General features: G+C 54.9%; 19 protein-coding genes. 5 read left to right on the top strand and 14 right to left on the bottom strand.

Features of this window, described 5'->3' with window-relative positions; translation table 11 throughout:
• Positions 1 to 161 precede the first annotated feature (161 nt).
• From D8M41_RS09830 to D8M41_RS09820, 3 genes are all read right to left on the bottom strand, one after another.
• Positions 162 to 1,664 carry an MATE family efflux transporter gene (locus D8M41_RS09830; RefSeq protein ID WP_126926916.1) on the bottom strand — a complete coding sequence of 501 codons (1,503 nt, stop codon included), beginning with the start codon at positions 1,662 to 1,664 and terminating at the stop codon, positions 162 to 164.
• Between the two features lie 190 nt (positions 1,665 to 1,854).
• Positions 1,855 to 2,244: an RNA-binding S4 domain-containing protein gene (locus D8M41_RS09825; RefSeq protein ID WP_006888382.1), complete on the bottom strand. Its 390-nt coding sequence runs from the start codon at positions 2,242 to 2,244 to the stop codon at positions 1,855 to 1,857.
• Between the two features lie 83 nt (positions 2,245 to 2,327).
• Positions 2,328 to 3,548, bottom strand: coding sequence for an ABC transporter permease (locus tag D8M41_RS09820; RefSeq protein WP_126926915.1), 1,221 nt, complete (start codon positions 3,546 to 3,548; stop codon positions 2,328 to 2,330).
• A 168-nt stretch (positions 3,549 to 3,716) separates the two neighbouring features.
• Here D8M41_RS09820 and D8M41_RS09815 point away from each other — a divergent pair, with 168 nt between their 5' ends.
• On the top strand, positions 3,717 to 4,313 hold the full coding sequence (locus D8M41_RS09815) for a TetR/AcrR family transcriptional regulator (protein ID WP_126926914.1): 597 nt from the start codon (positions 3,717 to 3,719) through the stop codon (positions 4,311 to 4,313).
• A gap of 131 nt (positions 4,314 to 4,444) precedes the next feature.
• Here D8M41_RS09815 and D8M41_RS09810 read toward each other — a convergent pair whose 3' ends face one another.
• The 3 genes from D8M41_RS09810 to D8M41_RS09800 form a co-directional block, all read right to left on the bottom strand.
• The gene (locus D8M41_RS09810; RefSeq protein WP_126926913.1) at positions 4,445 to 5,179 is read right to left on the bottom strand and encodes a DUF6891 domain-containing protein; all 735 of its coding nucleotides are present in this window, start codon (positions 5,177 to 5,179) and stop codon (positions 4,445 to 4,447) included.
• A 273-nt stretch (positions 5,180 to 5,452) separates the two neighbouring features.
• A complete protein-coding gene (locus D8M41_RS09805) occupies positions 5,453 to 7,069 on the bottom strand; it encodes a glycerophosphodiester phosphodiesterase (RefSeq protein WP_126926912.1) in 1,617 nt (538 codons plus the stop codon).
• Positions 7,070 to 7,425: 356 nt separating this feature from the next.
• A complete protein-coding gene (locus D8M41_RS09800; protein ID WP_006888337.1) occupies positions 7,426 to 7,929 on the bottom strand; it encodes a PTS sugar transporter subunit IIA in 504 nt (167 codons plus the stop codon).
• Positions 7,930 to 8,234: 305 nt separating this feature from the next.
• On the opposite strand from D8M41_RS09800, the gene D8M41_RS09795 reads away from it, so the two are divergent.
• Positions 8,235 to 8,831, top strand: coding sequence for an arsenic metallochaperone ArsD family protein (locus D8M41_RS09795; RefSeq protein WP_126926911.1), 597 nt, complete (start codon positions 8,235 to 8,237; stop codon positions 8,829 to 8,831).
• A gap of 74 nt (positions 8,832 to 8,905) precedes the next feature.
• Here D8M41_RS09795 and D8M41_RS09790 read toward each other — a convergent pair whose 3' ends face one another.
• The 5 genes from D8M41_RS09790 to fbaA all read right to left on the bottom strand — a co-directional run bounded on the left by D8M41_RS09790 (position 8,906) and on the right by fbaA (position 13,321).
• Complete coding sequence (locus D8M41_RS09790; protein WP_126926910.1) at positions 8,906 to 9,544, bottom strand: hypothetical protein; 639 nt, start codon at positions 9,542 to 9,544, stop codon at positions 8,906 to 8,908.
• Positions 9,545 to 9,611: 67 nt separating this feature from the next.
• On the bottom strand, positions 9,612 to 10,439 hold the full coding sequence (locus tag D8M41_RS09785) for a hypothetical protein (protein WP_126926909.1): 828 nt from the start codon (positions 10,437 to 10,439) through the stop codon (positions 9,612 to 9,614).
• A 250-nt stretch (positions 10,440 to 10,689) separates the two neighbouring features.
• A complete protein-coding gene (locus tag D8M41_RS09780) occupies positions 10,690 to 11,211 on the bottom strand; it encodes a hypothetical protein (RefSeq protein ID WP_126926908.1) in 522 nt (173 codons plus the stop codon).
• Positions 11,212 to 11,488: 277 nt separating this feature from the next.
• Complete coding sequence (locus D8M41_RS09775) at positions 11,489 to 12,127, bottom strand: hypothetical protein (RefSeq protein ID WP_238693514.1); 639 nt, start codon at positions 12,125 to 12,127, stop codon at positions 11,489 to 11,491.
• A 168-nt stretch (positions 12,128 to 12,295) separates the two neighbouring features.
• On the bottom strand, positions 12,296 to 13,321 hold the full coding sequence (gene fbaA, locus D8M41_RS09770) for a class II fructose-bisphosphate aldolase (RefSeq protein WP_006888554.1): 1,026 nt from the start codon (positions 13,319 to 13,321) through the stop codon (positions 12,296 to 12,298).
• A 189-nt stretch (positions 13,322 to 13,510) separates the two neighbouring features.
• Here fbaA and D8M41_RS09765 point away from each other — a divergent pair, with 189 nt between their 5' ends.
• The 3 genes from D8M41_RS09765 (at position 13,511) to D8M41_RS09755 (ending at position 17,019) form a co-directional block, all read left to right on the top strand.
• A complete protein-coding gene (locus tag D8M41_RS09765) occupies positions 13,511 to 13,819 on the top strand; it encodes a hypothetical protein (protein ID WP_023133486.1) in 309 nt (102 codons plus the stop codon).
• Between the two features lie 308 nt (positions 13,820 to 14,127).
• Positions 14,128 to 15,738, top strand: a complete 1,611-nt coding sequence (locus D8M41_RS09760; protein ID WP_126926906.1) for an amino acid permease — start codon at positions 14,128 to 14,130, stop codon at positions 15,736 to 15,738.
• Between the two features lie 240 nt (positions 15,739 to 15,978).
• Positions 15,979 to 17,019 (top strand): ornithine cyclodeaminase, encoded by a 1,041-nt coding sequence (locus D8M41_RS09755; RefSeq protein ID WP_006888350.1) that lies wholly within the window; start codon positions 15,979 to 15,981, stop codon positions 17,017 to 17,019.
• A 105-nt stretch (positions 17,020 to 17,124) separates the two neighbouring features.
• On the opposite strand, the gene D8M41_RS09750 is transcribed toward D8M41_RS09755, so the two are convergent.
• The 3 genes from D8M41_RS09750 to D8M41_RS09740 form a co-directional block, all read right to left on the bottom strand.
• On the bottom strand, positions 17,125 to 17,865 hold the full coding sequence (locus D8M41_RS09750) for a TrmH family RNA methyltransferase (protein ID WP_126926905.1): 741 nt from the start codon (positions 17,863 to 17,865) through the stop codon (positions 17,125 to 17,127).
• A 122-nt stretch (positions 17,866 to 17,987) separates the two neighbouring features.
• Positions 17,988 to 18,569, bottom strand: coding sequence for an orotate phosphoribosyltransferase (pyrE, locus tag D8M41_RS09745; RefSeq protein WP_013398063.1), 582 nt, complete (start codon positions 18,567 to 18,569; stop codon positions 17,988 to 17,990).
• Between the two features lie 119 nt (positions 18,570 to 18,688).
• Positions 18,689 to 19,393: a hypothetical protein gene (locus D8M41_RS09740; protein ID WP_006888358.1), complete on the bottom strand. Its 705-nt coding sequence runs from the start codon at positions 19,391 to 19,393 to the stop codon at positions 18,689 to 18,691.
• Positions 19,394 to 19,469: the final 76 nt, after the last annotated feature.

Here is a 19,469-nt window from a genome sequence, read left to right as displayed (position 1 = left end):
CCCTCTCCCGTTTCAGGGAGCACACATACCGCTAAGGGTATAGTCCGTTCGCCATAGATACTGTGGGGTCGCCAGTCGATGCCTCAACGCGATGCGTAAGCTAGAAGACCGTGAAAACACTTGTCCTCAACGCCTGAATTCTGCGTAAACCCCGGAAAAAATTAAGCTTTAATCCACACGTCCGAGGCGGCGCGGCGGCCAAAGATGAACGCCCGCACGCCCTGGTACCACAGGATATATGCCGCCCACAGCCCCAGATACCCCACCGTGGCGCTCAGCAGGCCACTGGAAACCGCCCAGTAGATCCCGAAAATGACGGGCGCATAAACAACCAGCATTACAAATGAGCCAATAGCCAGGTACTTCACGTCCTGAGCACCCATGAGGATACCATCAAGAACGAATACATATGCGGCTATCGGCTGCCCCACACCAATCACGAGGGTAGCCCACGCGAAGAGGGCGGCGACGGGCGCATCCTGCGTGAAAATCCAGTTCCCACAGAAGCCAATCACGGGCGCAACAACGCCGGTAACAACCCCGTACACCAGGCTCATACGCACCAGGCGATTCTTGAGCTCACGCACTTTCGCACGCCCGGATTCAGCCGTCAGGTCGCGTTCCCCAAGTTCCTTACCCAGCAGCGCCTGCGCCGCAATTGCAAGAGAATCCAGGGCGAAGAGCAGCAGGTTGAACACGCTCATACCCAGCTGATATGCCGCCGTCTGCTCGTCGCCCAGGCGAGCCACCACAAATACGGTAGACAGCAGCGCCAGGCGCATCGAGAGGGTGCGCAGCATCAGCCACGAACCGAGGGATAGCACGCCGCGCATCCCCGCAATATCGGGACGCCACGTCACGCCCTGCGGGCGCATCTTAAGATGAATAAATATACCGAGTGCAAGTGCCATGCCCCACTGCGTGAGCGATGTGCCCGTCGCCGAACCGGCCACGCCCCAGCCGACCGGGTATATCAGCACCCAGTTCAGCGCCACATTCACTACGGTGCCCACACCCGCAACTTTGAGCGGGGTCACGGTGTCTTGCAGCCCGCGCAGGGTGCCCATGAGCGCCAGAATCATCATCATGGGCGGAATGCCCCACAGCGAATGGTGCAGGTAGTCGCGCGCATAGCCGATGGTTGCGTCGTTCGCGCCCATGCCGCGCAACGCAGGATCGGCAAAGATATAACCCACACCCATAATGAGCAGGCCGAGCCCAAGCGCAACCCACACGCCGTCCACGCCGATGCGGTAGGCGTGCGCCAGCCGATGCGCCCCGAACGCGCGCGCAACCGCCGGGGTCACCGAGTATGCGAGGAAGTTCATGAGCCCCACCACGGTTGTGATGAGGGTTGCCGCAATGCTCATGCCCGCCAGGGTTTCGGTGCCCAGCTGCCCCACGAGTGCGGAATCGGCGAGCACGAACAGCGGCTCGGCAATCAGCGCGCCGAAGGCGGGTACGGCGAGCGCCAGAATACGCCTGTTGAGCGATTTTTCGGGTTGGGTTTTCCCGGAGTCTGCGTCGCCTTCCCCCAGGTGAAGGGGTATGCTGCCGGTACGTGGGGTCGCATCCAGCAGGTTTTGAGGTTCGTGTGTGCCGGCGGTGCTGTCGGATGTGTTCGCGGCGCCTGATGTGTTGGGTTCTGAGGCCTTGTTGCTCATAGGTACAGCCTACTCCCGCACGTATGGCACGTCAGCGATGCGTTTATCTGTCTCACGCTATGACCGCCTCTTATTCCGCGAGCAGGTGGTTTTTGGCTCGAGCAGGTAGGAAAAACTCACCTGTGCGGCCAAATCCTACCTGCTCGCGGTTCTTAACGACGATCGCGGGGTGAGAGAAAGCGGAACTGGGCTAACCTTTTCGCCCCCGCAGCTCGTCTAGGGCACGGCGTTCTTTCTTGGTGGGTCGCCCGGTGCCGCGTTCGCGTTTGGCGACCGGCGGCATCGACAGGTGCGCGGGGCGCGGCCCCGAGAGGTCTTCGTAACAGGTGACGGCGATCGGCGCGCCCACCCGTTTGGTGATGAGTTTTTCGACCTTAAACACGCGTTCCCAGCCGGGGTAGCGCACCCGCACGATGTCGCCTCGTTTGAGTTTTTGTGAGGGTTTTGCGGATGCATCGTTCACGCGCACGTGCCCGCCTTTGCATTCGTCGGCTGCGAGTGCGCGGGTTTTGAAGATGCGCACCGACCACAGCCAGACGTCGATGCGGGCGCTGGTGATCTCTTCGCTCATACTTCCCATTCTAGGAATCTCCCCCATGCGGCGCGAGCAGATAGTATTTTGAAAATACTATCTGCTCGCGGATCTACTTGGGGGCGAGGTCGCTATATGTTTGCCGTTTTCCAGGGAATCTCAACGTTGTCCGGCACGTCTGCGTTCTGCTCGGTCTTCGTCTCAGTTTTCGCACCGACGCTCGCGGTATCATCCTCTGCGCTCATGTGAGTTGCTCGGCGTTCCTTCCACGCCCAGCCGATCGCCCCGGCGAGAAGACCGAACCCTGCCCAGCCCAACAGCACAGCCCATTGCAGGGAGTTTGAAGCATCCGGGAAATAGGCGATATTCCGCAGCAACGTGTTGGATGCGCCCGGCACCATCAGCTGCCCGAGGGCGCCCCAGGGTGCGGGGATGAACTGCCACGGCATGTTTGCCCCGGAGAGCGGGTTGCCGATGAACATGGAGATCACGGCACCAAGACCGATACCGACGACGTCGGCAAACAACGCGGACATTCCGACCATGAAGGAGGCCGTCGCGAAAACGGTCATGCCGAAGGTCGCCCACAGTGCCCCGAAATCGCCGGGAACAAACCCGAACCAGGTTCCTAGAATAAGGGTCATGAAGAGTCCGCCAAGAATCCCGTAGAGTCCTGTAGTCGCGAAGCGTCGCACGGTTCCTTTGACAAGAGAGATACTGAGAACCCCGCCGATTATGCCGCCCATAACAAGCGGGAATGCGGCAACCGCCAGACCCATACCGTTGGGGTCACCGTCGCCGAGTGGCACGACTGCGGTGGTTTTGACCTGCGCCTGCTGCAGTTTTTCCTGCTCGGTTTTCAGCTGTTCGAGCTGCTGGGTGGCGATAGCGCCCTGCTGCCCGCCCGCCTGGGCGGCCTGTTGCAGTGCCTGAGTTTTGGCTGCGGTAGCTTGCTGCTGCACTTGAGCGTTCATCTGCTGGGCTACGCCAGTGAGCATCTGGTTTGCGGATGCGTTTGCGGCGGGCGCGGTCATGACCTCGGGCGCCGCACCTTCGGTGAAGACGATCGCGCCGTAGGTTTCACGTTCTTTGATCTGCCGTTCGGCGTCTTCGCGCGAGGATGCCTGTTTGAAATCGAAGGTTTCGATTCCTCGATCTTTGAGTCCTTGCTCGAATTGGCTGACGGCTGCTTCCGGTCCCGCGATGGAGACGGGCAGGTTTTTCGCCTCCATGGCTTTAGTGGGCCAGGTGAAGGCGAGAATCACGATGCTGACGATGACAGATGCCAGCGTGGCGATGGCGATAACTTTACGCCAGGATGAGGGCGTGATCGCCTCGGTTGTGCGTGCCATGAAACTCTCCAAACAAAATAGGTGTTTTGTTTATCAACATGTAAGACTCTACTCTGCATAAAGACCAGATGCAAACACAATAATCATTTTGTTTATAATCTCACAACAGAGAATAAACATTCTATTTTTATCTAGCGCAAACTCCTCGGAGAGGTATAGTCTTAAGGCATGCCACGTCTGACCGAAGCCACTAAACAGGCACGTCGACGCCAAATTATCGACGCCGCCTTCACGTGTTTTACCGCCAAGGGGTACACCCATACCTCCATGAGCGACATTATTAAAGAATCTGGGCTTTCCTCGGGTTCCATCTACTCGCACTTTGACGGCAAAGGCGATATTCTGCATGCCACCGTTCAACAGCGTATCGATATGATCACCGCTGCTTACCAGGAACTCAATACTCCCTCACCACGCGATATTATGCGCATGATTTTTAGCACCTCAGCCGTCGAAGCGAACTTCACCTCAATGTTGCGTATCCGCCTGGAAGCTTTTACTGTTCCCGAGGTGCAAGAATCCACCAACACGCTTTTTACTACCCTGCACGATATTGTTGCCCGCTCGCTCACCCCTTGGGGTCAGCAGTATCTCAAGGCGAAAAATAAACGCAAACCTTCTGCCGACGAACTGCATTCTTTCGTCAGCGACACAGCGGATGCGCTCATCCTCACTTTCCAGGGGTTTATGGTGCGCTCAACCCTGTCAGCCTCAACCAATCGGGAGCATCTCTTCAACATTGCACTGAACCTGCTACCTGAATAGAAAAGCAATCTACAGAGATTGTTTACGGGGTTTTAGGTTCGATAGTTAACAGTATGCGCCCGGGCAGGAAACCACCTGCCCGGGCGCGGTATTCGCTGCGCCTCAGCACTATAGGCGTATCACACCAGCTCCTAGGGCACCTCAAATGCCCACACATTATGGATATAGGGGCGGCTACTGAAATCACCATTCCAGTCCACCTGCATCCCGTTTCGCTCTAAAACAGGCACCACTTTATCGCGCATCATAGCGACAGACAGACGCTCATATATTTCGTCTTTTTCTTCCTCACTCATTGCTTCGAACTGTTCTTTCGTGCAGTGAGCGGGCCAAAATATGCCATACCCCAGGAAAACACCCCGCCCCTGTGGGATGGCTTCGGCATCTTGCTGGTGGTAGAACACATACCCGTACCAGGTGCGGGAACTATCGTGCTCATCAACAATTTCGTAGTTGCCGCAGGTGCCGCAGCAGGTGAAGTTGCTGCGCCCCAGAATGCCCTCTTCTGCCAGCTGTGCAAAGGCACGCTCGAGGTTGCCGTCTTCACGGGTAATGCCGAGCTCTTGAGCTAGGCTGCGGTGCCGCTCAATCACTTGGCACGCATAAGCATTAATGGCTTCTTCGGTGAGGCAAGACGACTTTTCAGTGTCCTGATCGTTGTCAGACAGATAGTCGATACTATCTAGAATCACCTCCGCGTACAGCTCAGGGTCACCTACTCCCCTCGCGAGGTGGGTGCGAATATCGTCCTCAATTACCTCACGCGTTTCTTGATCGACACCCCATTCGGCGGGCACGGGTGGGTCGAGGGTAAGACAATGGTTATACCAAGTGGTAGCGGTTTCTTCAGTAATTTCTTGGCTCATGCCCCCAGTGTACAAGCTCTGCTGTGTGCTGGCTCGTGGTTTCGTCACGCCAGCGGGCACCATAACTTCGCACACAATAACCCAGTGATACACAGAGAATACCGCGCGGAAAATATTGCCCAGAGTATGCGAATGCGGGGTGCCGCCTACACTTTAGGGGGCACCCCACATCCTTCATATCCCTAAAAAGCAACCGCTAACAACTGCTTTTTGCTGTTTCACGTGAAACATTTGCCGATTAGCTACAGCATGATGCCGCCCGGCCATCAAGCACTATGCCCACGATTCGCGCGCAACCATTCTGGTCAGCGCCAACGGACCACCATTGCTATTACCGTGGTACCGGCCGAAGTGCACATAAGGGCCGCGGTGTGCAGTATCATTCAGCCGCGGCGAGTACTGGCCATTAATCACGTAGTAGAAGAAATCCTTCTTAACAATAATCTTTCCGTCAATATTGCGGTTGGCCGCTAGAGGCTTCTCCAGCTTCATGGTGTGCAGCACCACCGGCTCCTTGCCGCGTTTGGCCGGGTCATAACGGAGTACCTGTGCAATATCGCCGCTGAGGTACTTGCCGTTTTCATCGCGCACGCGGCCGCCGGGGCGCAGCGTCAGCACATAGCACCCGTCGGTGGCCTCACCCCGGAATTTTGAGGCAATGCCGAACGGCCCATCGTGCTCGCGGCCAAATACCAGGTAGCCGTACTGCCAGGTGGTGGAGGGCAGCCTGTTTTCCCAACGCATCGAAAAGTCTAGGGTGTAGTTCTGGCGCGTGGTCATACTCACCAGCGGGCCCAGCAGCACCGACTCATCATGGGGCTGACTGTGCACGAGGGCCCCACGGGAATAGTCGGGCATATCACGCGGGTTCGTAACTTCAGCCGGAATCATCCCGTGCAGGCGGCGCCCCTCCCCCAGCTTTAGGTTGGGGTCGAGGTTACCGCCGGTAATCCAATACGGGTCCGGGCACATAAACCCGCGCACACCCAGAGCACGGAAACGCTGGTGCACACTACGGCGGTGAATCTCCCACACAATCACGGGCTTGCCGTAACCTACCACCTTACGCACATTCTCCACAGACATGGAGCCGGATGCGGTACCGCGCGTGTTCTCGTAGAAGGGCACTCCAATAGCGTCCACAGTGGCGGAGGCGGCCATGCGCTGGATTCCAGGCTGGCTGTCATTGGCATCGAAGTAGCACCAGGTCTGGCATCCTGCTGCCTTGGCCTGGGTGAGGAAGCGAGAGTTGGGGTCGTATTTACCATTGCCGTCACGGTAGACTTTTACGACGGTGCGGGCGGCAAGATTGCGGCGCTTAATCGTCTCAAGCAACAGGCGCTGGCCTTGGCCGTCTTTCGCTTCAATGAACAGAATGGTGTTGCGGTTAATGGCATCGATAGAATCCAGTGCCTCATCCAGTGTAGGAATCAGCTCCAGCGGGGCGCCTTCACCGAGGGTTTCACGCATGTTCACGTATACGCTGCGCAGCCGCACGTAGGTATTGTGGCGCACTACCATATTTGACCCCGTAGTGCGCTGCAGGGTTTCGTCGTGCATGCACACAAGCCTGCCGTCCGAGGTAGTGCGCACTGAGATTTCGACGGCTTCCGCGCCGCGCCGCACGGATTCTGCGTATGCGTAGGCGGTGTGTTCGGGGTTAACGTCTCCTGCGCCACGGTGGGCGATGAAGAATTCCTGACGGCGGATAAAGTTGTGTGCAGCAGTTGATACGGCACCTGGGAGTGTCCCCTGCGCCTGCGGGGCGGCGTTTTGCCTCGCTTCTGCGGCAGATGCACTGCTTGCCGTCCCAAAGACGCTTGCGGCCGCTCCTAGTGTTCCGGCGCCAATAAAGGCACGACGGTTCAAGTTAAAGTTGAATGTTGTCATCGGGTAGTCTCCCTCGTTCATTCGTTGTTAATTCAGTTTTACGTGTGTTATGTGTGTGCATTAAGCCCTACTTGTAGTGAACTTATGCTTTAAGTAGCATATCTATTTTTAAGCTGTCTGTCTCTGTTTTCTAAAGATTTATGCGTGTTTTTTGCATCAGAAAATAAAGCCCCTAGTCAGGGGTATAAAATGGTTTCGGGTAGCAGCCGTTCTATCCGGAGCATTACGCGGCTAACAGGGCCTCCAGCGCCCGGCAAATACGCAAAGTACGCATAAAAATAGCCCGCCGGGCGGGTATCGGAGGGTCTCGATACACGCGACGGCGGGCGAGATTAGGTGCGGAAAAGTGAAATTTACTATTTCTTGGTGGCTTCAGCAACGCGGTCGCCAGCTTGAACGGTGCGGCGAGCGTCAGATTCCTTAGAAATATTGAACTTCGCGGTATTAGTAATCATCACCATGGTTTCTTTTGAGGGGATGCGCCCTTCAATTGCGGCCCAGTCCACCTTCACAATGGGGTCGCCTGCATCAACCTTATCGGCGACTTTAGCCAGACCCTCAAAGCCTTCACCACCAAGGTCTACGGTGTCAATGCCGATGTGCACCAGCACCTCACCGCCGTTAGGGGTGCGAATCATAAATGCGTGCAGGGTGTCCTGAATGAGCGCAATCTCGCCGCTAACAGGGGCGCAGATAACACCATCGGTGGGGTCCACAGCGTAGCCATCACCCATCACACCCTGCGAAAAAACAGGGTCTGAAACCTCGGCGAGAGGCAGGTATTCACCGCTGACAGGTGCTACATAAATTTCGGCGGCAGGCTGTTCTGCAGCTTCTTTTTTCTTGCCGAATCCAAACATATAATCTCCTTCAGTGGGGTGGGGTGGTCATGAAACCGATGCGATCCCCTGCGGCGATCTGGAACACGTTTCTGCATCAAGGATACCGTATTCAGCGGGTGAGGGGTGTGGCCAAAGCCCCATGACGCATTGTGGAAGATGTGCCGCACCACTCGTTTTACAGGTTTCCCGGCCTGGGGGTTAGGGCAGTTAAGCCGTGCGCGCATCCTTGCGGCATCCCCCTGTCAGCACGGATGCAACGCGAGTAAACTTAGGAGCAAGTTCAGGCACATGATGGTGCACCAATCAACAATGGCGGAGTGGGTATGAGCGAAGAGCAGCCAACAGGCACTATTCTTGAGGTCTTCATCCCGGGCCCGGGAGAGAACCCCAATGACCCGGGCGATGTGGAACGCAGCGCCTTTTTAGGCGCGGCGCAGCAGGCTTTGGATGACGGGGTTGATATTGAGGTATTTGCCACCGACACCTACCCCTCAGCGTTTGAGGAGTGCGAACCGGTGGCGGAGCAGATTTCTATGAGCGGCCTTGAGGTTCTGCCTATTATGTTGGTAAATGGCGAAGTAAAAGTATCATTCATGTACCCCACCGCTGAGCAGCTGAAACGTTTTGCAAAGGCACACACGGTCAAAAGTCCGAAGGTTAATGCGGCTGCGGCTGCCTGTGGGCCAACCGGGGGCGCGGGCACCCCGGTGCCTGACTTATCGCCGGGCGGGTTACGTGAACCCGCCGGGTTCGCGGCTACTCTTGCCGGGAAGAAGCCTCAGGTGGTGGGCGGTCCCGATATTGGTAACCGCGTGAATCTCATGGGCGGGGATACCGGTGACGGCATTCCCACAGAGGGTTCTGTTGCTACCAAGTCCGGCGGCTGCGGATGTGGTGGCTGCGGGTGTGGCAGCAAGTAGCCCGCCATCAACCAGCAGCTAAATATTTAACACCAAAACATGGGCCTCACCCTTCACGGGTGAGGCCCACACTGCTATTGGTAGTAATACGGTGGCTGCTGCTCGTACCCTATTTGGGTGTATTGCGGTACCACCCCGCCCCCATATGCAGGGTAGGCTGCAGCTGCTTGCTGCATGGCTAGCCGCTGATGTTCACGCTGCCTCTTAATGTCCTGCATATGCCGTGCACAGTCTACCGAGTAGAGAATGCAGACCGTCATCCCCAACAAAGACATAAGACCACCACTAATTAATTCTACTTTTCCGCCCTCAACCCCCAAAAAGAAAAGGAAGACAACAGCGATTCCCGCAAGTACCGCACCGTAAATATTTATACCCATGGCCAGGCCAAAAAGTTTTCCGCGCTGATACATAATAGCGCTAATAATCTGCAGGATAATATACAAAATATAGGGGGTGCCTAAGATCAAAAGCATGATACCGATGACCATGCCCAAACCTTGTTCATAGTCGGTCGACCCTGATCTAAGAGTTGCTACTATAAAAATCCAGAAACCAATGTGTGCTGCATGCACAATAAAACGTAACCAATAAAAAACAATATATATAGTATTGGGTTTCTGTGCATTTGGCATATACGGCGCTACGGCGGTCGGGGGCACCTGAGGGGGCACTCCCATGTAAGGGTTCTGCGGGAATCCAGAAGTATTCATATGGTATGTATCCTTAAAATTTTAAAAAACTGTAACTATGTGCTACCGGCCACTTTGACGGCGTTATCTATTGAGTGCGCTCCTGATTGGGGCGCACGTCCGGGGTGGCGGGTGGGTATGGATAGGGTGTCTGACCGGCCTGTTGAGCTGGAGGGACGGGGACGGCGGACGGGTACGCATACTGCTGTGGCACCATGCCATTACTGCCGAGATACATCGGCTGCGAGGCGAACATACGTGCCGCCTCTTCCTGCCGCCGATGGCTTGCTATTTCTAACATGTAAAAGATTCCCATAGCAATGTCAAACACCAAGAACGGTAAAATAAACGGGTTTATCGCAAAAGCTACAACCATAGGTAACCCACAGGCCACGAATCCATAAATATTAATGGCCCGTACTACACCTAACAACTTTCCTTTACTATAAAAATAAGCACAGAAAGCCTGCAATATGATGTTCACCATATATGTTATATTGGGTACAACAAACAGGATGGTTACAATAAAGTAATATTCTTCTGCACCGCGAAGAAAGTTAAAATATATACACCATAAGCCCAGAAGCATAATAACCATTGGTACATAAGCACGCACCCAGTATAAGGCAACATATTTAAGCGGTGAGACCTCTACAACAGGCGGCGACATAGCTCCCTGCGGCGGCAGCGGTGCGGCTGGAAAAGCAGGTGGAGCATAGGCGGGAGGCTGCATCTCGGCCCCCTGTGATACAAACTGATACTGAGTCTGCTGATTGACTGGCCCATAAGGGTGCACCGTATGCGATGATTGCACCGGCGCCTGAGGCTGTTCGTATAACAGCGAGTAGGGAAGGTGATCTACATCGTACACAGACTCTTCAGTGTGTCGTTGCTGAAATATGTTATCGGCACTCATGTAGGCATCCTAAACACCCAACCTGAAGGTAAGCTGGCAATCTGGCGTGGAATTATTAAAAAACATCAAATATCAACCCAAAATATCAAATAGTGAGAAATTTGCGTCTTCTCCGAACCCGCCACCCCCTCCACTAGATTACTAACACACGGGTGGAATGATGTGCTGTTTCCCAAGGTTTTACAACGGCCGGTGCCAGCCAGTGCTCACCCGCACAATGCGATATGCAGGCGTTTAGTGATCGTGGGTCTTATGTTGCTTGGAACTTGGGTGGGATTGCGGCGACAGTTGAGAGCGTTGGGCTTGCTGCACCAGATGCTCGGGAGCAGGAGAAAAAGAACCGGACTCCAATAAAGACTTTAAAGGTACGTACAATCTTGGCGAGCGTGTACGCCTCAGCCTTAGTCTTGGGAGGAACGATAGAGGTTTCTGACGCTCCTCCAGTGGATGCAACACCAGCAGACACGCGGTTTGTCTGCTTAGCGTCCTCGCTAGCAGGTGCGGGTTTTTCGGAGGTCTCATCCGGCTCCCCCTGTGTGCTTTGCTCCGCATGGTCATTGCGGCGCGTATCTTCATCCGCCGATTGAGGCGCCTGATCGTTTTTGTCCGTGTCTTCTGGCTGGACACCCTTCCCTGTTTGCTGTACGGTTCGGTCTTCTTCTTTGTCCTGCGTTTGCTCCCGTGCTTCTTCTTCGGCGGCTTTGTTCTCAAGCTGTTCAGCCAGCTCAAGCAGTGAAGGTACAGCGTGTAATTCCTCATTGTTTTTTGACATGCGCGCTCCTTGCCAGTCTGCAGCTTTTACGATGAGCCGATATTTTCAGGGTATTCTGCACATCTGAAGGATGACTTAAAAACAGGCGCGCTTTGAAGGCTTCAGTCTTTGTATTTGCTGGCAGTTCTCCGGGCAAAGGCGCAAAAAGCGGAAAGCAGCATCAAGAAGGCCCGTTGTAGCTAAAATACGTATGCCCCGAACCGTCCATAGTTCGGGGCACTCATGTACTTTCACAGCTTGCGAGTATCGGCTACATTAGGAGCTACGCTCCCTGGGTTCAAACCGTTTTATTCTTCCGGCGGCGAGAATATTCACGAACCGTCACGAAGATAAAGACGATGCACAGGGCTACATCTATGAAATCTATGAAATATAGACCCCAGTTGAGGTACCCCAAGCCATTGGTGTACTGAAAGGAGCCACCCGCAAGGGAAATGCTGAACAGTTTAATGAGTGATGCTACTTCTGTACCTTGAAGGAACAAACCAATAATATTGATGCTCAGAATAAATCCCAGCGCTTTAGACTTGAGATAGAAGATAGCGGCGAGTATCTGAAGGCTATAATATACCAGAAATGCACATGTCAATACTACGTGCAGAAAATATTCTGCGTCCCAATACTTGAATCCATACTCAGCGATAAACTCCACAATGTTATATATGCTCCACACGGACATCCCCAGGCTCACCATCATGAACGCAATACGCACCCCGTACAGCCAACGGAGCGGAAATTTAGGGTATGCCGTCGTCACGGCTATGGGCGCTTCCGTTTGGTTCGCGGCTCCCAGGTATGCATACTGCCCCGGTACCGTCGAAGCTTGAGAACCGGAAGACTGCGACGTCGTCCAAGGCTTTACCGCATCTTGCGGGTTTTGTTCGGCAGAGTTGTCTTTCGATGATTGCTCGCTCATAAATTTAAAACTACCATGTATATCTTTCACGTCCCACTATTTTTGCCTCTTCGCAGGACTCGTACGACAAATTCTCCGCACATACTAAAAAGGCTCTTTATGTGATAAAGCATTACAGTTATCACATAAAGAGCCTTTTGATGCCGGGGCAATCCGGCTAAGAATTACCTACTTGTTCAGCGAGGTGCCTACCGAACCGAGCTGCTGGCAAGCCTCGACCACGCGAGCTGCCATGCCCTCTTCAGCCTTAGCGCCCCACACGCGGGGATCGTATGTCTTCTTGTTGCCGACCTCGCCGTCAACCTTAAGCACACCGTCGTAGTTGCTGAACATGTGACCGGCAACCGGGCGGGTGAAAGCGTACTGGGTATCGGTATCAATATTCATCTTGATCACACCGTAGGAAACCGCATCCGCGATCTCCTGAGCGGTCGAACCGGAGCCGCCGTGGAACACGAGCGAGAACGGCTTCTCCTTACCGTACTTAGCGCCGATCTCGTCCTGAATCTGCTTGAGCAGTTCGGGGCGCAGGTGCACGTTACCGGGCTTGTACACACCGTGCACATTGCCGAAGGTCAGCGCCGCAATGTAGCGGCCCTTCTCACCCAGCCCCAGAGCCTCAACGGTCTTCACGGCATCATCAACGGTGGTGTACAGGGTGTCGTCAATAGCGCCTTCAACGCCGTCTTCTTCACCACCGACGGCACCGATCTCAACCTCAAGCACAATCTTTGCCTTGTGAGTGCGCTCCAGCAGCTCGGCTGCGATCTTGAGATTCTCGTCAAGATCGATAGCGGAACCATCCCACATGTGGGAGTTAAAGATGGGGTCTTCGCCGCGGGCCACAGCCTTCTCAGACTCGGCGAGCAGGGGAAGAACGAAGCCGTCCAGCTTATCCTTGGGGCAGTGGTCAGTGTGCAGTGCAATGTTCACGTCGTACTGCTTTGCAACCTCACGGGCGTATGCGGCGAACGCCAGGGAACCAACAACCATATCCTTCTTCGACGCACCCGACCAGTACGCTGCGCCACCGGTAGATGCCTGAACAATACCGTCAGAACCAGCCTCAGCGAAACCGCGAATAGCGGCGTTAAGAGTCTGAGAAGAGGTGACGTTTACTGCCGGGTATGCGAAGCCTTTAGCCTTCGCGTTCTCCAGCATCTCTGCGTAGACTTCGGGGGTTGCAATAGCCATGCTGACTCCTTGACTAGGATTCGACCACCCGCTTCAGGGGCGGCTCATATTGTTGGCGCACTCATGCGCCACCTGCACCCTCCATTTTAGCAAGGGCAGACCGATTTTCAGAGAGCAAAATAGGCGGTTTTTCCGCTCAAACACAGGTAAAGTAAGGTGTAATCGCACCTTAAGGAGAGACCCCGGACTATGGGTACCCAAGACAGTAACACCCAGCCCCAATCGCCCCTTCACCACAAATTAAACGCGGTGCAGGCACGTATTGACGCGCACGTTTTCGGCAGCGGACCCATGGCACAGTCGCTGGCGATTATCGAGAAGATGCGCGCCGAAGGTGCCACCGACCATGAGATAGACACCACCCTCCACAAGAAAAAACTGCCGTCAGTAGTGGATGTAGGCCGTAAATCTGTACGTCACCTGCCCAGCTGGTGGTGGTTAAACCGCCGCAAGAGAAGCCTGGAGAACAAAATCAGCAAGCGCACGAAGCGCAATTAAGCACCCTCACCTTCTCCGACATATCATGCCGTTCAAGGTCACCTATGGCACGGTTTTGCGTAATTTATCGACCAATATATCCGACTGAGATTCACGCCTCAAAAGGAATATTCTATGTATTTACATCAGAGGTGTCCTCGATTACATCCTAAGAATTTTTCTGTTATAGTCATTGACATACTATCTCGTGGGTTGCGCCACAAACTTGTGGTGCGATCCGCTGCTTATGCGTTGCGCTGCACAGGTTGCAAAGCCGCACGGGGATCACCGACCCCGAGCTGCGCAATCCAAATAGGAATGAGGTTTCAATGAGCGCCCAAAAGTCTACGGACGCACCAACCACAGCGCCTCCCCAAGAGGACGCCTTCGCCCATGAGCAGGAAGGACTGCACAAGGGGCTAGGGGCACGACAGCTCCAGATGATCGCCATCGGATCAGCTATTGGTACTGGTCTATTCTTGGGCGCTGGAGAAAGTCTTCAAAAGGCAGGCCCCATATTGGCCCTTATCTTCGCAGCCTGCGGTTTCTTCGGATATCTAATTCTGCGAGCCCTTGGCGAACTCATCCTGCACCGACCGTCCTCAGGTTCTTTTGTCTCATACACCCGCGAATTCTACGGCGAGAAAGCAGCGTTCGTCTCCGGCTGGTTATACTGGCTCAACTGGGCAGTAACCGCCGTGGCAGACGCCACCGCAATCGCTATCTACGTCAACTGGTTTGGTCGGTACAACCAGTTTTTCTATGACCTGCCGCAGTGGCTCACCGCGTTTATCGTGGTGATTATAACCGTCAGCTTCAACCTAATCTCGGTCAAGATCTTTGGTGAGCTTGAATTCTGGTTCGCCCTCATTAAGATTCTGGCACTGTTGACCTTTATGGCGGTTGGTATCTGGTATCTCTTCTTTGGCCAGCCTATTGATGGCGTGCAGCCGGGATTGCCTCTCATCACGAGTAGCGATGGGCTATTCCCCCATGATGCCCTCACAACACTCATCGTGGTGCAGGGTGTGGTGTTCGCCTATGCCGGTATTGAGCTGGTGGGCACCACCTCCGGCGAAACAAAAGACGTACAAAAGGTCATCCCGCGTGCCATTAATGCTGTGGTGTGGCGCATCGCCATCTTCTATGTAGGATCGATTACACTACTATGTCTACTCATGCCCTACACCGTCTACCGTGATACTGAATCCCCCTTCGTGACCTTCTTCGACAAGATCGGTGTGGAAGGAACAGCCCCGATTATGCAGCTGGTTGTGATTACCGCAGCCGCCTCCTCACTGAACGCAGGCCTGTACTCAACCGGACGCATTCTACACTCCATGGGTGTTGCCGGCTCGGCACCCCAATTTGCCACCAAGGTCTCTAAATCCGGCGTTCCGGTGGCGGGTATTCTACTGACCGGCGTAGTAGGGCTTTTCGGTGTGGTACTAAACTTCTTTATCCCCGAAGAAGCCTTCTCTGTGGTTGTCAATATCGCCTCATTCGGAACCATGGCTTCGTGGGCAGCCATCGCGTTCTCCCACCAGAAATTTCTCAAACTGGCCGGAGAAGGCAAGTACAAACGTCCCAGCTACCGAGCCCCCGGCGGGCGCTTTGCTGACTGGTCAGTCATAGCATTCATAGCATTTGTGGTTGTACTCTTGGCGATAAATTACCCTGTAGGCACCTACACTTTCGCATCCTTGACCATCCTTATTCCCTTACTGGTTATTGGGTGGTTCACGGTTCGTAAGCGCGTGTACGAAATTGCTCGTGTGCGTGAGGGCTACACCGGTTCGGCGCCGATCATAGCTCAGCGCCCTGTGGTGCGCAAACTCGTGCACGAGCCGCGCGTACACGTTGATATTGAGGGACTGGGCGTTGAAGATACACCGCGCAGCCACCGGCATGATGACAAGCCGAAAGACAACGATAAGTAGCCTGTAGCAGGGGCGGGCGGTGTGTTCAACGGCCAATTCTGCGGGATTACCCAGCACGCCGCCCACCCCAACACTCCCAACATAAAACAATACAATCACATGATGTGAATTACTTTTATAAGCTTTAGACATAAAATCATCATTGTGATTGGAAAAACTTTTAAGCCGCGTACGCCGGGTAAAAATGCATTGCTATAATGACACGAGCACCCGCTACTACTGCCAAATAAAGGAGAATTAATGAGCGATCACAAAGTTGAATTCGTGGATGTTGCAGCTATGGCGCAGTGGATTCAGAAAGACGGTGTTGGGAACATCATCGCCGGAATGGTGGATTTCCTGGAAGAAGACTTCAAGAAATGGCAGAGCTTCGATAAGATCCCGCGCGTGGCATCCCACACCCCCTTCGGCGTGATTGAGCTAATGCCCACCTCAGATAACGTCACCTATTCCTTCAAGTACGTGAATGGGCACCCCTCGAACCCTGCACGCGGGTACCAGACCGTGACCGCGTTCGGTCTGCTGGCTGATGTGGATAACGGTTACCCTGTCTTCCTTGCAGAGATGACCCTGCTGACCGCCCTTCGTACCGCCGCTGTTTCAGCCATGGTGGCCAAGCACCTGGCGCGCAAGGATTCGCGGAAGATGGCGATGGTCGGCACCGGTTCGCAGTCCGAGTTCCAGGCCCTTGGGATGCGCGCCGTCCTCGGCATTGAGGACCTTGCGGTGTACGATGTTGATCCCGCCGCTATTGAGAAGTTCCGCCGTAATCTGGAGCCACTAGGGTTCAGGATTCATGCAGCATCCAGCGTGGACGAGGCCGTTGCAGACGCCGATATTATTACCACCTGCACCGCCGATAAACAGCAGGCGAAGGTGCTTCTGAACTCGCAGGTGAAGCCCGGCGTGCACCTGAATGCTATTGGAGGCGACTGCCCCGGCAAAACCGAGCTGGAGAGCGAGATTTTGGATCGTTCGACCGTGTTCGTGGAGTTCCCGCCGCAGACCCGCATCGAGGGTGAAATTCAGCAGAAGGACCCGGACTTCCCGGTGGTGGAGTTCTGGAAGGTTCTGACCGGCGAGGAGCCCGGGCGCGTCTCGGATGAGCAGATTACTCTCTTCGATTCGGTGGGCTTTGCGATCGCTGATTTCTCGGGTCTGCGTTATGCGCGTGCAGCAACTCAGGGTACCGATCTGCAGCAGTTCATTGACCTGGTGGCGAACCCGGACGATCCGAAGGATCTTTTCTCGCTCGTGAACGTGAACGTCCCGGTAGGCTAGGATCCACTCCCCTACACAACACCGCGAGCAGGTGGTTTTTGGTTCGGGCAGGTAGGATTTTCCTACCTTTTCGACAAAACCCTACCTGCTCGCGGTGTATTTGTTTTAAGGTTTCTGTCCGAAAACGTGGCGGCGCACCCAGGCGTGCATCGCGATCCCGGCGGCGGTTGCCGCGTTCATCGACCGGGTTGAACCGAATTGCTCGATCGAGAGCGTATCGCGTGCGGCGGCGTGAATTTCCTCCGACAACCCTGGGCCTTCCTGCCCAAAGACCAGCACACAGTTCTTCGGCAGATCATAGGTTTCAAGCGGCACCGAATCCGGAAAAATATCGATGCCGATAATGTCCAGTCCCTCGCCCTGCGCCCACGCCACAAAGTCCTCAATCGTGGGGTGATGCCGCACATGCTGGTACCGGTCGGTCACCATCGCACCGCGACGGTTCCAGCGTTTCTTACCGATAATGTGCACTTCCTTCGCTAAAAAGGCATTCGCGGTGCGCACCACGGTACCGATATTCAGATCGTGCTGCCAGTTCTCGATCGCGACGTGAAAATCGTGGCGGCGCGTATCAAGGTCGGCGATAATCGCCTCCATGCTCCAGTAACGGTACTTATCCACCACATTGCGACGGTCGCCCTCACGCAGAAGCTTTTCATCCCAATGCTCGCCCTCGGGCCACTCGCCCTCCCAGGGTCCGACTCCAACCTCAAACCGGGGCGTTCCGAAAGCCTCGCTTTCGGGGTACTCCCGCGGTATATTCTGCGGCTCTGCAGACTCGCTCACGCGGGAATCCTGCCCGGAATCTGAGGGGTCAAGGGGGGTCTGATGGCTTGGGGAACTCATAGTTTCTTTCTGATGGCGCGTACATATAGTGCCGGATGCGCGGCGAATGAATCTGGGGGCGGGCGGTGCGGCAATGCCCGCACGCCGCTAACTACCGGCACGCGCGGGCACCTACAAAGCCCCTAGTCGAGCCCTAAATCATCCTTGGAGTAGGCGTAGAAGCAGGGAACCCCGGCAACCTCTTCGATATGTTCTTTCGCCCCGGTTGCACGGTCTACGATGACGGCGACGGCGACGACCTCGGCGCCCGCTGTGCGCAGCGCATCCACGGCGGTTAACGCAGACCCGCCAGTGGTGGAAGTATCTTCAACGGCGACCACACGGCGACCCTCAACACTGGGACCCTCAACCTGGCGACCCATGCCGTAGGACTTTTGTGCCTTACGCACCACAAACGAATCGATAGCGCGGTCCTGATCGCCCGCCGCGCGCATAATTGCGGAACCAACGGGGTCGGCGCCCATCGTCAGACCACCGGCGGCCTCAAATTCGATACCGTTGCGGTCGAGCAGATCGAGCATCACCTGACCGACCAGGCGCGACGCTTCGTGATGCAGGGTGATACGGCGCAAGTCGACGTAGTAGTCGGCTTCTTTCCCGGAGGCAAGAGTCACTTTACCGCGCACCACGGCAAGCTCGGAGATGAGCTGGCGCAAACGTTCGCGGGCTTCTTCGATGGGCAGGGTTTCGGAAAGTTTAGTCATATTTCAAGTTTAGCGGGTGACCCTACGATTCAGGGGTGTGCTGGGGGCAGACCCGCTGCGTCGTGGTCCGCCCCGTACTGCAAAGACCCCTAGCAGGGAAGGGTATATATGTGTTACTCCTAGTTCGATTTTTGAGGTTGAACATGCTGTGGGTGCACAATTACCGGCTGAACCGAGGGATTCTGCGCCAGACGATACACCTTAGAGTTGAACATAAAGGCATTGGTACCGGGCAGCCACAGGAACACAAACAGAACGATGTTCACAATAAACAGCGTTATGTAAATTATCAGGAGCGTGTATAGAATAGCGGAAATTCCAGGCGTCCTTGCTAACCGTTCTTCCCTCAATCCGCTTATCAACAGCTCCGTGGAAAATCCATAGAAGTATACGCTGGCAAAAGCCAGAAAGGCCATGGCGCTCACAACAACACGCGCCCAGTCGTAGCCCCGGAAAATATAGAAACCACACACAATATACAGAACAACACTGAGGAACAGTGGAACAGAAATGACGAGCAAAAATGACCAATTATTGCTATACCGCTGATCACTCATCTCGCCTGCGGAGTGCAGAGAGTTTATGGTGGCTACCATGATCGTGAACTCCATAATGCGCAGCAGCGCACATAGCAGCGTGGTGATAAAAACGGTCTTGGCCGTAGCCGTGATTTTAGGGCGTGCAGTCGGTGCCGGTACTGCGAACGCATACACTGCCGGTGTGGACTGTTGAGTAAAAGCCTGAGTCTGTTGAGGTAATGCGTATATTTTCAGAAGTACAGATTTCTGAGGGTCTTGGTGGTCCGTAGTCGCACTCTCACTCATGGCGCATATTCCTTCATAGATGTAGTGGCACACAGAAACTCGGGCATCGAGTCATTGCACATAAGCATAGCCGAAA

It is taken from the genome of Rothia sp. HSID18069, from assembly GCF_003989155.1.
In the GTDB taxonomy this organism is placed as follows: Bacteria; Actinomycetota; Actinomycetes; order Actinomycetales; family Micrococcaceae; genus Rothia; species Rothia aeria.
This window is presented reverse-complemented; position numbering and strand designations above follow the sequence as displayed.